The organism is Sanguibacter sp. Z41_6 (assembly GCF_059621145.1).
The window spans coordinates 85,260-98,297 of record NZ_JCAQIF010000004.1 but is presented as its reverse complement, the minus strand read 5'-3'; the positions used below and the strand labels follow the sequence as shown (position 1 = coordinate 98,297).

The 13,038-nt window shown below is 70.7% G+C and carries 11 protein-coding genes; 8 read left to right on the top strand and 3 right to left on the bottom strand.

What is annotated here, in order from left to right; all coding sequences use genetic code 11:
- The first annotated feature begins 44 nt into the window (after positions 1 to 44).
- The 7 genes from AC54T1_RS10620 to AC54T1_RS10590 all read left to right on the top strand — a co-directional run bounded on the left by AC54T1_RS10620 (position 45) and on the right by AC54T1_RS10590 (position 6,790).
- Positions 45 to 950 (top strand): alpha/beta fold hydrolase, encoded by a 906-nt coding sequence (locus AC54T1_RS10620; protein ID WP_496911910.1) that lies wholly within the window; start codon positions 45 to 47, stop codon positions 948 to 950.
- A 160-nt stretch (positions 951 to 1,110) separates the two neighbouring features.
- Positions 1,111 to 2,352, top strand: coding sequence for a branched-chain amino acid ABC transporter substrate-binding protein (locus AC54T1_RS10615; protein WP_484345641.1), 1,242 nt, complete (start codon positions 1,111 to 1,113; stop codon positions 2,350 to 2,352).
- Between the two features lie 8 nt (positions 2,353 to 2,360).
- Positions 2,361 to 3,398: a branched-chain amino acid ABC transporter permease gene (locus AC54T1_RS10610; protein ID WP_484345642.1), complete on the top strand. Its 1,038-nt coding sequence runs from the start codon at positions 2,361 to 2,363 to the stop codon at positions 3,396 to 3,398.
- The gene (locus AC54T1_RS10605) at positions 3,395 to 4,627 is read left to right on the top strand and encodes a branched-chain amino acid ABC transporter permease (protein ID WP_496911909.1); all 1,233 of its coding nucleotides are present in this window, start codon (positions 3,395 to 3,397) and stop codon (positions 4,625 to 4,627) included. The genes AC54T1_RS10610 and AC54T1_RS10605 overlap by 4 nt, the downstream gene beginning before the upstream one ends.
- Positions 4,624 to 5,625, top strand: coding sequence for an ABC transporter ATP-binding protein (locus tag AC54T1_RS10600; RefSeq protein ID WP_484345644.1), 1,002 nt, complete (start codon positions 4,624 to 4,626; stop codon positions 5,623 to 5,625). Before AC54T1_RS10605 ends, AC54T1_RS10600 begins: the two co-directional genes overlap by 4 nt.
- Complete coding sequence (locus AC54T1_RS10595) at positions 5,612 to 6,331, top strand: ABC transporter ATP-binding protein (protein WP_484345645.1); 720 nt, start codon at positions 5,612 to 5,614, stop codon at positions 6,329 to 6,331. The genes AC54T1_RS10600 and AC54T1_RS10595 overlap by 14 nt, the downstream gene beginning before the upstream one ends.
- 96 nt (positions 6,332 to 6,427) lie before the next feature.
- Positions 6,428 to 6,790: a hypothetical protein gene (locus AC54T1_RS10590; protein ID WP_496911908.1), complete on the top strand. Its 363-nt coding sequence runs from the start codon at positions 6,428 to 6,430 to the stop codon at positions 6,788 to 6,790.
- A 30-nt stretch (positions 6,791 to 6,820) separates the two neighbouring features.
- Here AC54T1_RS10590 and AC54T1_RS10585 read toward each other — a convergent pair whose 3' ends face one another.
- Positions 6,821 to 7,618 carry an SDR family NAD(P)-dependent oxidoreductase gene (locus AC54T1_RS10585; RefSeq protein WP_496911907.1) on the bottom strand — a complete coding sequence of 266 codons (798 nt, stop codon included), beginning with the start codon at positions 7,616 to 7,618 and terminating at the stop codon, positions 6,821 to 6,823.
- A 106-nt stretch (positions 7,619 to 7,724) separates the two neighbouring features.
- Between AC54T1_RS10585 and AC54T1_RS10580 the strand changes: the two genes are divergently transcribed.
- A complete protein-coding gene (locus tag AC54T1_RS10580; protein ID WP_496911906.1) occupies positions 7,725 to 11,156 on the top strand; it encodes a DEAD/DEAH box helicase in 3,432 nt (1,143 codons plus the stop codon).
- Positions 11,157 to 11,186: 30 nt separating this feature from the next.
- On the opposite strand, the gene AC54T1_RS10575 is transcribed toward AC54T1_RS10580, so the two are convergent.
- Together AC54T1_RS10575 and AC54T1_RS10570 are read right to left on the bottom strand one after the other, a co-directional pair.
- Complete coding sequence (locus AC54T1_RS10575; RefSeq protein WP_496911905.1) at positions 11,187 to 11,861, bottom strand: MBL fold metallo-hydrolase; 675 nt, start codon at positions 11,859 to 11,861, stop codon at positions 11,187 to 11,189.
- A complete protein-coding gene (locus AC54T1_RS10570; RefSeq protein ID WP_496911904.1) occupies positions 11,858 to 12,952 on the bottom strand; it encodes an S-(hydroxymethyl)mycothiol dehydrogenase in 1,095 nt (364 codons plus the stop codon). The genes AC54T1_RS10575 and AC54T1_RS10570 overlap by 4 nt, the downstream gene beginning before the upstream one ends.
- Between the last annotated feature and the right edge of the window lie 86 nt (positions 12,953 to 13,038).

Below are 13,038 nucleotides of genomic sequence, written 5' to 3'. Positions count from 1 at the left end.
CGCAGGCCCGCCACCGCGACGACCGCGGTCCTACAGTGAGGCGCATGCCTGCTGAACACATCCGTCCCGGACGCCCCTTCGGTCTGTTCTCCCTCCCGCCGGGCGTCGACGCCGTCGTCGTCGACGCGCGCGTCGGTCCACTCACCGCTCTGCACGCCGCGCCGCCCGCTGGCGCACCCGTCCGCGGCACGGCGCTCCTCGTCCCGGGCTTCACCGGCTCGAAGGAGGACTTCGCACCGACGATGCCGCTGCTCGCCGCGCGGGGGTGGGACGTGTGGGCCTACAGCCAACGCGGCCAGGCGGACTCCGTCGCACCCCAGGGGACGAGCAGCTACCACCTCGACGACTTCGCGACGGACGCCGTCGAGGTGGCGCGCATCGTCGGCGGGAGCGAACCGGTGCACCTGCTCGGGCACAGCTTCGGCGGGCTCGTCGCCCGCGCAGCCGCGACCGCTGCGCCCGAGGCGTTCAGCGACGTCGTCCTGCTGTGCTCCGGCCCCCGCGGTTGGGGTCTCGGCCGGGCCGAGCGCCTGCGGGTGCTCGACGACCGCGGGTCGCTGGGGCTGTGGGAGAAGGACAACGTCCGGCTCGCCGCGCTCGACCCCGCACGCCTCGAGCCGTACGACGCGTACCGCCGCGAACGCGCCGAGCGGACGTCCACGGACAGCCTGCGGGGCATCGTCGAGATCCTCTGGGACCCCACGGACCGGACGCCCGGGCTGGCCGCGACCGGGCTGCGGTGCCTCGTCGCCCACGGCGCCACCGACGCCGCCTGGCCGCAGGCGTGGCAGCGTGCGATGGCCACCACGCTCGCGGCCGAGTACCGGGTGATCCCCGACGCCGGGCACTGTCCCGGGGAGGAGAACCCGGGGGCGACAGCGCAGGTGCTCGACGAGTTCTGGAGCGGCGCGACGGCAGAGCGCAGCGACACGTCGCGAAAGTCTGGATAGGCGGATATGCCTACGGAGGGAAATGCGTGCGTAACATGTGACAAATCTCGCGGCAACGGACCGATGGGAGGCTTCGGGCACCGCGGGAGGTACCACTTCCCGTTCCACGGCGCTGCAGTCCGGGATCCCGGACGCAGGCTCCCACGTTGGAGGTTTATCGATGCGTTCGTTCGCACGCCGCACATCCACCGGGCTCGCGCTCGCGGTCACCGCCGCTCTCGCCATCACCGGCTGCAGTTCCAAGTCCACGGACGGGTCCACCGACACGGAGAGCAGCGGTGGCAGCAGCTCGTCTGCGGCCGACCTCGCGATCGTCCCCGCTGTCCAGATCGACGTCACGGGTGCCGAGGTACCGGCGGGCGAGGCGACCGACCCGGTCGACCCGGCCGGCGACGGCACCGCGACCTGCGACGGTGTCGCGATCGCCATGGCCGGCGCCCTCACCGGCGCGAACGCGGCCCTCGGCCAGAACATCCTCCTCGGTGCGCAGGTGGCGCTCGACAAGCACAACGCGGCCAACCCGGACTGCCAGGTGACGCTCAAGGAGTTCGACACCGAGGGCGACCCGCAGAAGGCCACCCAGGTAGCGCCGCAGATCGTCGGAGACGCCAGCGTCATCGGCCTCCTCGGCCCGGCGTTCTCGGGTGAGACCAACGCGACCGGCGCGATCTTCAACCAGGCCGGGCTCCTGTCGCTGTCGGCCTCGGCCACGAACCCGGACCTCACGACCCAGGGGTGGTCGACCTTCTACCGCGGCCTCGCCAACGACGCGATCCAGGGTCCGGCCGTCGCCAAGTACCTCGTCGACACCCTCGGGTACGAGACCGTGTGCGTCGTGGCGGACAACTCCGACTACGGGATCGGGCTCGCCGAGCAGATCACGGCCGGGCTCGGGGACGCTGCAGACGAGTCCTGCTCCGCGGACGTGAAGACCGGGGACAAGGACTTCGCCGCGGCCGTCCAGGTCATCAGCGGCGCCGAGGCGGACGCGGTCTTCTACGCGGGCTACTACGCCGAGGGCGCGCCGTTCGCACAGCAGCTGCGCGACGCCGGCGTCGACATCCCGTTCGTCTCCGCGGACGGGACCAACGACCCGCAGTTCGTCACCCAGGCAGGCTCTGCTGCCGAGGGCGCCATCCTGTCGTGCCCCTGCGGCCCCGCGCCCGAGGAGTTCGCCGCCGAGTACGAGGCCAGCTCCGGCCAGGCGCCCGGCGTCTACTCCACCGAGGGCTACGACCTCATGACGATCATGCTCGCCGGGATCGACTCCGGCATCACCGACCGTGCAGGCATGCTCGAGTTCGTCAGCACCTACGAGGGTGCAGGCCTCGCCCGCGAGTACTCGTGGGACGACACGGGTGAGCTGAGCGAGGCGCTCATCTGGATCTACAACGTCGAGTAGTGCACTCGATGACGGTAGCCCTCGTCGACACCATGGTCGTGGCGGATTCCCTCATCGGGTTCGACGTCGCGGGACTGGGTCGCAACTTCTGGGCACTGACGGTGGACGGACTGACCTACGGGTCGGTGTATGCGCTGGTGGCTGTCGGCTACACCCTGGTCTACGGGGTGCTCCGGCTCATCAACTTCGCCCACTCCGAGGTGTTCATGCTCGGCATGGTCGGCCAGTACGCGGCCCTCATGCTCCTCGGCTTCGGTCCCAGCGGGAACGCCTACAACCTCGGCATACCGATGACCATCGCGTATCTGGCTGCGGCCATGATCGGTGGGATGGTCATCTCCGGGGGAGTGGCGCTCGGTCTGGAACGGGTCGCATACCGGCCGCTGCGTGCACGCAACGCGGCGCCGCTGGTCTTCCTCATCACGGCGATCGGTGCGTCGTTCGTGCTCCAGGAGTTCGTGCACTTCGTGCTCCCTCGGCTCACCGGCAACTCCCTGGGCGGGGTGAACGCGCAGCAACCGATCCGGCTCGTCCAGCCCGAGGTGCAGTTCACGATCGGGAGCGCGAACGTCACGAACGTGGCGATCATCATCGTGCTCTCCGCGCTGCTGCTGGCCCTCGCCGCCGACCTGTTCATCAACCGGACGAAGTTCGGTCGAGGGATCAGGGCGGTGGCGCAGGACCCGGTGACGGCGACGCTCATGGGTGTGTCCCGTGAGCGGATCATCGGGCTGACGTTCCTCATCGGCGGCATCCTCGCCGGTGCCGCAGCCCTGCTGTACACGCTGCGCGTGCCGAACGGCATCATCTACTCGGGCGGGTTCATCCTCGGGATCAAGGCGTTCTGCGCCGCGGTGCTCGGCGGCATCGGCAACCTTCGCGGAGCTCTGCTCGGCGGACTGCTGCTCGGCGTCATGGAGAACTACGGCCAGGTGCTGTTCGGCACGGAGTGGCGGGATGTCGTGGCGTTCGCGCTGCTCATCCTCGTCCTCATGTTCCGTCCCACGGGGATCCTCGGGGAATCACTCGGAAGGGCACGCGCATGACGGGGCCAGGGACGCCGTCCGAGGAGGTCGGCGCGAGCACCCACATGCGCCCCCACGCAGGTGTGGGCGACAGGTTCCGTCTGTGGTGGGACGCGCTCGCGCGCCCCACCCAGTGGCTCGTGGGGATCCCGTTCCTCGTGTTCGTGGCGCTGCTGCCGATCCTCAACCTCCCGGTGCTCACCACCGTGGGGACGAACTTCGGTGCCGTCATGGCGCAGTTCGGCATGTACGCGCTCATCGCGATCGGTCTCAACGTCGTGGTGGGGCAGGCCGGCCTGCTCGACCTGGGCTACATCGGGTTCTACGCGATCGGGGCGTACACCGTCGCGATCCTCACGAGCCCGAAGAGCCCGTGGAACCAGACGGTCGAGGGCGGCTGGTTGTCCCAGGACTGGGCGTGGCTCGCGGCGCTGCCGCTCGCGATGGCCGTCACGGCGTTGTCCGGGCTGGTCATCGGGTCGCCGACGCTCCGTCTGCGGGGGGACTACCTGGCGATCGTCACGCTCGGCTTCGGCGAGATCGTCCGGCTGCTCGCCGACAACCTCGACGACGTCACGGGTGGCGGCCGTGGACTCTCGCAGGTGGCCTACCCCCGGGTGGGGGTGAGCGAGACCAACGTCAACGGGGTGTTCTCCGCGGGCAGCGGGTCCGGCACCCTCAACTCGGGCGTGTGGTGGTACTGGCTGAGCCTCGTGCTCATCGTCGTCGTGCTGCTGTTCGTCGGGAACCTCGAGCGGTCACGTGTCGGGCGCTCGTGGGTGGCCATCCGGGAGGACGAGGACGCCGCGGAGATCATGGGTGTACCGACCTTCCGGTTCAAGCTGTGGGCGTTCGTCATCGGCGCCGGCATCGGTGGTATGTCCGGCGCGCTGTACGCGGGTCAGGTGCAGTTCGTGAACCCCACGAACTTCAACGTCATCAACTCGGTGCTGTTCCTGTGCGCCGTCGTCCTCGGCGGGCAGGGCAACAAGCTCGGGGTGATCCTCGGCGCGTTCCTCATCGTGTACCTGCCGAACTTCTTCCTCGGACGGACCGAGCTGTTCGGCATCCCCATCAACGGCACCGAGATCGCCGAGCTCCGGTATCTCTTCTTCGGGCTCGCGCTCATGGTGCTCATGGTGTTCCGGCCGCAGGGCCTGCTGCCGGTGCGGCAGAAGCTCCTCACCTACGGACGCCAGCTCTACGTCTCTGCCCGCCGCACCATCCGAGCGACCGAGGAGCAGTCATGAGCAGCCACGACCCGGGCGGCGTGGGTGCCGGCGCGGAGCACGGCGAGCCGTTTCGCGGGACAGAGAAGAACCTCACCTCGGGTCCGCGCGAGGCGGACATGCCCGGAGGGGGGATCGACGAGCCCGTCATCGTGGACGTCGCGGACGTCCAGCCCGAGCTGGCTGATCCCACCGTCGTCGCGGAGAAGGTCGCACCGACGCGCGAGGTGCACGCGGCCGCGGGGGAGCCGTTGCTGCGGATGGAGGGCGTCACCGTGCAGTTCGGTGGTCTCACGGCCGTCGACGACGTGACGTTCGACATCCGCCGGGGGGAGATCCTCGGGCTCATCGGTCCCAACGGGGCCGGCAAGACGACGTGCTTCAACGCCATGACCGGCGTCTACCGCCCGACGTCGGGCTCCGTGGTGTTCGACGGGGAGCCGGTCGGACGCAAGAAGCGCTACCAGATCACCCGCACGGGGATCGCCCGGACGTTTCAGAACATCCGGTTGTTCAACGAGATGACGGCGCTGGAGAACGTCGTCGTCGGGACGGACGCCCGGCACTCGACGTCGGTGCCGGGCGCCGTGTTCCGCACGCCCCGGCACCGCCGCGAGGAGCGCGAGGGCATCGACCGGGCGATGGCGCTGCTCGAGTTCGTCGGGGTGGGCGGCCGTGCGACCGAGAAGGCACGCAACCTGTCCTACGGGGACCAGCGGCGCCTGGAGATCGCGCGGGCGCTGGCCACGGAACCCAAGCTCCTGTGCCTCGACGAGCCCGCTGCGGGGTTCAACCCCGCAGAGAAGGAGGCCCTCGTGGGTCTCATCCAGCAGATCCGCGACGACGGGTACACCGTGCTGCTCATCGAGCACGACATGCGCCTCGTGCGAGGGGTGACGGACCGGATCGTCGTCCTGGAGTTCGGCAAGGTCATCGCGCAGGGGACCCCCGCTGACGTGACGAACGACCCCGCGGTCATCGCCGCCTACCTGGGAGTGCCTGACGATGCCACTGCTTGAGATCACGGACATGACCGTCGCCTACGGCCGGATCGAGGCGCTCCACGGGCTGTCGCTCACCGTGGAGTCGGGAGAGCTCGTCACGCTCATCGGTGCGAACGGCGCCGGCAAGACGACGACGATGCGCGCCATCTCGGGGATCCGCCCGCTCGCGCGCGGGAGCATCGTGTTCGACGGCGAGGACATCACGCGCCTCAAACCGCACCTGCGGGTGGAGCGGGGCATCGTCCAGGCGCCCGAGGGCCGTGGTGTGTTCGCGGGGATGACCGTCATGGAGAACCTCGAGATGGGGTGCTTCGCGCGGACGTTCGACACGAAGGCAGAGCACGACGAGACGGTCGACCGGGTCTTCACCTTCTTCCCGCGGCTCAAGGAGCGCCGCAACCAGGTGGGCGGAACGATGTCCGGTGGCGAGCAGCAGATGCTCGCGATCGGTCGGGCGCTCATGGCCCGGCCACGCCTGCTGCTGCTCGACGAGCCGTCCATGGGTCTGGCGCCCATGATCATCCAGCAGATCTTCCGCATCATCAGCGAGATCAACAAGCAGGGCACGACGGTGCTGCTCGTGGAGCAGAACGCGCAGCAGGCCCTGTCGCGGTCGGACCGCGCGTACGTGCTCGAGACGGGCGCTGTCGTGCGGACCGGCGGCGGCAAGGAGCTGCTCGCCGACCCGGCGATCAAGGACGCGTACCTCGGCGTGGCCTGATTCCTGTGGTGTACCTTCGCTCCCGGAAGTGGTGGCGATCGAGGGAGTGTCGTGAAACGGTCTTCTGGTCCGCTTGTCGCTGGGCTGATCCTCAATGTGGCGGGTAGCTTCTTCATGGCACTGGGAGGGCTGTTCCCCCCGGAGTCGAAGGGTTACGACGAGGGAGTGATCGCCACGCTCGGCCCGGTGTTCATCCTGGGCTTCCTGCTCTCGGCGCTCTCGTTCGTCGCGATCGTCGTCGGCGTCCACCGGCTGGCCACCAACGTCGACGACATCCTCGACCTCGCTACGAGCATCCACCGCGGGCAGGCCACCCCGCCGCCCCGACCGCGAGCCGCCGCACGGCCGGTGGACGGCCCGAACCCCGGCGGCGGGGCATCGCGGCCCGCCCCGTACAGCGCGCTGGCGGAGCTGGCTGCCGAGAAGTCGGGCCACTCCGGGGACCGCCCGACGAGCTGACGTCGGCGGGCCGGCGCTGCCCGGCGACGTCTACGTCGGGTCGCCGTCGAGCGGCTTCGTGAACGCCGCGTGCACCGCGGCCTTCGTCTTGTCGGGCAGCACCTTGCCCATCGCCGTCTGGGCCTTGGTCTTGAGCGACGCGGTCGACACCTCGTGGTCGCCGGCGAGCATGCCCTCGATAGCCTCGTGGGCGACCTTCGCGGGGTCGTCCTTCGGTTGCTTGCCGACGGGCGTCTGCTCCATGTGGGCCCGCTCGAAGAACTCGGTGTCCGTCGGGCCTGGGAGCAGTGCGGTGACCGTGACGCCCGTGTCCTTGAGCTCGTACCGGATCGCCTGCGAGAAGCTGAGGACGAACGCCTTCGACGCCGCGTAGGTCGCGTAGTAGGGGCCCGGCATGAGGCTCGCGACCGAGGCGGTCATGAGGATCCGCCCGGTGCCACGCGCCACCATCGCGGGCAGGAGGCGCTTGGTCAGGCTGACGACGGAGACGACGTCGAGCTGGATGAGGCGCAGGTCCTCCTCGAGCGGGGTCTCGACGAACGGGCCTCCGACGCCGACCCCGGCGTTGAGCAGCAGGGCGTCCACCGGGCGCCCGCCGATCGCTGCGACGAGCGTGTCGAGGCCCGCGGGCGTCGCGAGGTCTGCCCGCACGGTCTCGATCGGCGCTCCCGCGGCGACGAGGGGGGCGATCGCTGTCTCCAGCTCGGCGTCCTCCGCGCAGGCGAGGACGTCGAAGTGCGCGTCGACGAGCTGCTTGACCATCTCCAGCCCGATCCCGCTGGACGCTCCTGTCACGACGGCGAGCTGCTGCACGGCGAGGTCGTTCATGTCGGGTCTCCCTGGGGCTGGTCGTGCCTGAGGACCTTCCCGAGTGTAGGGAGCGCACTCCGGCGCAGCATCCGGGGGTGTCAGCGGGCGGTGATTGAATGACCGTGTGCTCACTCCCGCCGACGTCTCGACCCTCGTCGGGGCGGACGTCCTTGATCGGGGCGCTGAGTACGTCCGCTCCGGCCACGTGCTGTCCGTGGCGCACAACGGGTCGACCGTCGTCGGGCACGTGCGGGGGTCCGGGGGCAAGCAGTACGTCGCCGTCGCCGAGATGTCCGGGCCGGGCGACGGCGCGACGCCGCGCTATGGCCACTGCTCCTGCCCCGTCCGCCTGAACTGCAAGCATGTCGCCGCGGTGCTGCTGGCCTACTGCGACAAGCTGTCCGGGACGGCCGCGGGTGCTGCGCCGGGGCGCCGGCCCGCGGAGTGGGAGGAGGCCTTCGCGGACTTCCTCACGCCCCCCGACCCGCTGCCGGACTCCGAGCCGGCGACACTCTCCCAGCTGTCTCTCGAAGCGTCCGGGACGGGGGGCGCCCCGGAGCTCGGCCTGCAGGCCGAGCTCCTGCCAGGGTCCCGCCCCCGTGACCAGCGCTCGCTCCTGCGGAGCGGACCGGCGGTGCGCCTGGGCATGCGGCCCGTCGTGCGCGGCGCCCGGGGACGCTGGGTGCGCACCGGCATCGGGTGGGACGAGCTGCGCTACGTCAACTACCGGCGCGCGGACTACCCCGACAGTCACGTGGACATCCTGCGCTCGCTGTACGGGCTCGCCGCCTCCACCCTCGCCGAGCACCCGCCGCAGTGGATCCTCGCCGACGCCCTGCCGAGCGCCGCGTTCTGGGCGCTGCTCGACGAGGCCCGCCGGGAGGGGCTGCCGATCGTGCAGTCCGACAAGGCGCAGACGCTCGTGCCGTTCCCCCTCGACCCCGCCACCACCGCGCTCCGGGTGGCGCGGACCGCTGCGGGGCTCGATGTGACCGCGTCCATCACCCCGGCCGGGCACACCGTCCCTCTTGAGCGCGCCTGCACGGTGCTCCTCGGGACGCCCGCGACCGGCTTCTTCGCGTGGGTCGGCGGTCCGGTCCCCAGCAAGGAGAGCCCGCTCCTGCTCGCGCGGCTCGCGGAGCCGCTCGACGACGCCGCCCGGTCCCTCCTCGAGCGTGACGCCCCGCTCGAGGTGCCCGCCGCGGACGAACGTCGCTTCCTCGCACGGGTGCTGCCCGGCCTCGGGGACCGTTTCGGCACGGTCGACGTCGACCCCGCCGTCGCCCTGCCCGAGCGGCCGCGTCCGCACCTGTGGCTCGACGTCACCCATCTGCCCGACCACGGCACGCAGCTGCGGTGGCAGTGGCGCTACGCGGTGCCCGACGGCGCGGGGCCAGGTGCGCCCGACGAGCGCATCCCTGCCTTCGCCGTCGGTTCCGTGTTCGTCCACCCGATGCGTGACGTCGCCGCCGAGGAGCTTCTCCTCGACCGGGTGAGCGCGCTCTCGCCGCGCCTGCGGAAGGTCCGCGACGCGCAGGCGAGCCGCCGCCCCCGGCCGAACGCCCGCGGGCGGCAGATCTTCGCGCAGGCGAACGCGGGCGTCGGGCAGGAGGAGCTCTGGGGGATCGAGACGGCGGAGTTCTTCACGCAGGAGCTGCCCGCCCTGCAGGAGCTCGCTCGGACCGAGCCCGCGTTCGGCGTCGCTGTCACGGACGACGGCGTCGAGGGGGTCACCTACCGGTTCGAGCCCGACGTCGAGGTGTCGGTGACGACGACGACGCTGCCCGACAAGCGCGACTGGTTCGACCTCGGCATCCTCGTGCGCGCGGGCGTCCACCAGGTGCCGCTCGCCGACGTCTTCACCGCGCTGGCGCTCGGCAAGACGAAGATCCTGCTCGTCGACGGCACGCACTTCTCGCTCGAGGACGAGCGGTTCGGTCGCCTGCGCGACCTCATCGACGAGGCGCGCGCCCTCCAGGACACGATGGGTGGGACCCTGCGGGTCAACCGGTTCCAGGCCGGCCTCTTCGAGGAGCTCGAGCACCTCGGGCTCGTCGGTGCCCAGGCCGAGACGTGGCGGACGGCGCTCGGGGCCCTCGCGGCGGGCGAGCGCCCGGCGCGCGTCGAGCCACCCGAGGGGTTGCGCGCGCAGCTGCGCGCGTACCAGCAGGACGGGTTCGAGTGGCTCGCCTTCCTGTACCGCAACCGGCTCGGCGGGATCCTCGCGGACGACATGGGTCTGGGCAAGACGCTCCAGGCGCTCGCGCTCGTCCAGCACGTGCGCGAGCAGGGGACGGCCGAGGAGGGCGGGCAGCAGCTGCCGTTCCTCGTCGTCGCACCGACGAGCGTCGTCGGGAACTGGGCCGCGGAGGTGCGCCACTTCACGCCCGGTCTCGTCGCGGCGACCGTCACCGAGACGCGGGCCCGCCGCAAGCGACCGTTGTCCGACCTGGTGGCCGGCGCCGACGTCGTCGTCACCTCCTACGCGCTCTTCCGGCTGGACTTCGCGGAGTACGAGGCCATGGGGTGGGCCGGGTTCGTCCTCGACGAGGCGCAGTTCGTCAAGAACCACCAGTCCGTCGCGTACCAGTGCGCGCGGCGCCTCGACGTCCCGTTCAAGCTCGCGCTCACCGGAACCCCCCTCGAGAACACCCTCATGGAGCTGTGGTCGATCCTGTCGATCGTCAGCCCGGGGCTGTTCCCCAGCCCGGTGCGCTTCACGGAGTACTACGCCCGGCCCATCGAGAAGGAACGGAGCGCGCCGCGCCTGGCCCAGCTGCGCCGCCGGGTGTCCCCGTTCATGCTGCGGCGCACCAAGGAGGAGGTCGCCACCGATCTCCCGGCGAAGCAGGAGCAGGTCGTCGAGGTGACCCTCAACTCCCGCCACCGCCAGCTGTACGACCAGTACCTGCAGCGGGAGCGCACCAAGGTGCTGGGACTCGTCGAGGAGTTCGGGGAGCACCGCTTCGAGGTGTTCCGCTCGCTCACGGTGCTCCGCCAGGCGAGCCTCGACGTGAGCCTCGTCGACGCCGAGCACGCGAAGGTGCCGTCGTCCAAGCTCGGGGTGCTGTTCGAGATGCTCGACGACATCCTCGCCGAGGGGCACTCGGTGCTGATCTTCAGCCAGTTCACCCAGTTCCTCGCGCGGGTGCGCACGCACCTCGACAAGGCGTCCGTGGACTACTCCTACCTCGACGGCCGGACCCGCAAGCGCACCGAGACGATCGAGCGGTTCACGTCGGGGGAGACCACGGTGTTCCTCATCAGCCTCAAGGCCGGAGGCTTCGGCCTCAACCTCACCGCCGCCGACTACTGCTTCCTGCTCGACCCCTGGTGGAACCCGGCAGCGGAGGCCCAGGCCGTCGACCGGGCCCACCGCATCGGCCAGCAGCGCAACGTCATGGTCTACCGCATGGTCTCCACGGACACGATCGAGGAGAAGGTCATGGCGCTCAAGGCGTCCAAGTCCGAGCTCTTCGCGAGCGTGCTCGACGGCGCGGGCGCGTCCGGCAGCGCCAGCCTCACGGCGGGCGACGTGCGGGAGCTGCTCGAGTAGACCGGCGCGGGTCTCTGCGCATCGGCTCTCTCAGTGTCCGCGGGCGATCCACTCCTGGAGGTGCGGGAGCTCGTCGCCGATGGTCGTGGAGTCACCGTGCCCGGGGTGCACGACGGTGTCGGGCGGCAGGGTGAGCAGGCGGGTGCGGATCGAGACGATGATCGTGGGGAAGTCGCTGTAGCTGCGGCCCGTCGCGCCGGGGCCTCCTGCGAACAGGGTGTCGCCGGTGAAGACGACCCCGAGCTCGGGTGAGAACAGGCTGACCGAGCCCGGGGTGTGACCCGGGGTGTGGAGCACGTGGAACGTCGCGCCCGCGAGGGTGATCACCTGGCGGTCCGTGAGGTCCTCGACGACGACGTCGTCAGCACTGCCCGCCGGGTGCGTGAGCTCCCACAGCTCGCGGTCGGCCGGGTGCAGCCAGATCGGGGCGCCCAGACGCCGGGCGAGCTCGGGTGCCCGGCGGATGTGGTCGTCGTGGGCGTGGGTCGCGAGGATCGCGACGACGCGGCGGTCGCCGACAGCGGCGGCGATGGCCTCGACGTCGTGCGGCGCGTCGAGGACGAGCACCTCGGAGTCGTCACCGACGATCCACACGTTGTTGTCGACGTCGAACGTCTGCCCGTCGAGGGAGAACGTGCCGGACGTGACGAGGTGCTCCACGCGGGCGGTGGGCTGAGCTGCATCGGAGCTGAGGTCGGCGGTCACAGGACGACCACCGAGCGCAGGACGGTTCCGGTCTTCATCGTCGCGAATGCCTCTTCCACGTCGTCGAGGCCGATGCGCTCGGACACGAACGCGTCGAGCGGCAGCCTCCCCTGGGTGTACATCTCGAGCAGCGCCGGGAAGTCGCGTTCCGGCAGGCAGTCCCCGTACCACGAGGACTTCAGCGCTCCGCCGTGACCGAAGACGTCGGCGAGGGGGAGCTCCAGCGTCATCTCGGGCGTCGGGACACCGACGAGGACGACAGTACCGGCGAGGTCGCGTCCGTAGAAGGCCTGCTTCCACGTCTCCGGTCGGCCGACGGCGTCGATGACGACGTCGGCCCCGAACCCGTCGGTGAGCTCGGCGATCGCGGCGACGACGCCGTCCTGGTCGAGGCCGCTGGAGTTGATGGTGTGCGTCGCGCCGAGGGTGCGCGCCCACTCGAGCTTGCGGTCGTCGAGGTCGATCGCGATGATCCGGCGTGCCCCGACGAGCTCGGCTCCGGCGACGGCCGCGCAGCCGACCCCGCCGCACCCGATGACGGCGACGGTGTCGCCACGCTGCACGGGCGCGGTATTCACTGCGGCGCCGATACCCGCCATGACCCCGCACCCGAGGAGGCCTGCGACCGCGGGGTCGATGCCCGCGTCGACCTTCGTGGCCTGGCCCGCGGCGACGAGGGTCTTCTCCGCGAACGCCCCGATCCCGAGCGCGGGCGTGAGCGGGGTGCCGTCCGTGAGGGTCATCCGCTGCGTCGCGTTGTGGGTGTTGAAGCAGTACTGCGGGCGCCCGCGCTTGCAGGCGCGGCACTCGCCGCAGACCGCGCGCCAGTTGAGGACGACGGTGTCACCGACGGCGACGTTGTCCACCCCTTCGCCGATCGCGGAGACGGTCCCGGCGGCCTCGTGGCCGAGGAGGAACGGGTAGTCGTCGCTGATCCCGCCCTCGCGGTAGTGCACGTCGGTGTGACAGACACCGCACGCGGCGATGTCGACGACGACCTCGCCGGGCCCGGGATCCGGGACGACGATCTGCACGGTCTCGACCGGCGCTCCCTCGGCGCGGGCGACAACTCCGTTCACGGTCCAGGGCACGGCACGCTCCTCTGATGGTCGGGGGGTCCTCCAAGGCTACGTCGACCTGTGCCGTGGTCGTCCACAGGCGCGGACGAGCGTGCTTC

Coding starts and splice junctions, on each gene's coding strand:
- AC54T1_RS10620 (WP_496911910.1), top strand. CDS start 45: ATGCCTGCTGAACACATCCGTCCCGGACGCCCCTTCGGTCTGTTCTCC.
- AC54T1_RS10615 (WP_484345641.1), top strand. CDS start 1,111: ATGCGTTCGTTCGCACGCCGCACATCCACCGGGCTCGCGCTCGCGGTC.
- AC54T1_RS10610 (WP_484345642.1), top strand. CDS start 2,361: ATGACGGTAGCCCTCGTCGACACCATGGTCGTGGCGGATTCCCTCATC.
- AC54T1_RS10605 (WP_496911909.1), top strand. CDS start 3,395: ATGACGGGGCCAGGGACGCCGTCCGAGGAGGTCGGCGCGAGCACCCAC.
- AC54T1_RS10600 (WP_484345644.1), top strand. CDS start 4,624: ATGAGCAGCCACGACCCGGGCGGCGTGGGTGCCGGCGCGGAGCACGGC.
- AC54T1_RS10595 (WP_484345645.1), top strand. CDS start 5,612: ATGCCACTGCTTGAGATCACGGACATGACCGTCGCCTACGGCCGGATC.
- AC54T1_RS10585 (WP_496911907.1), bottom strand. CDS start 7,618: ATGAACGACCTCGCCGTGCAGCAGCTCGCCGTCGTGACAGGAGCGTCC.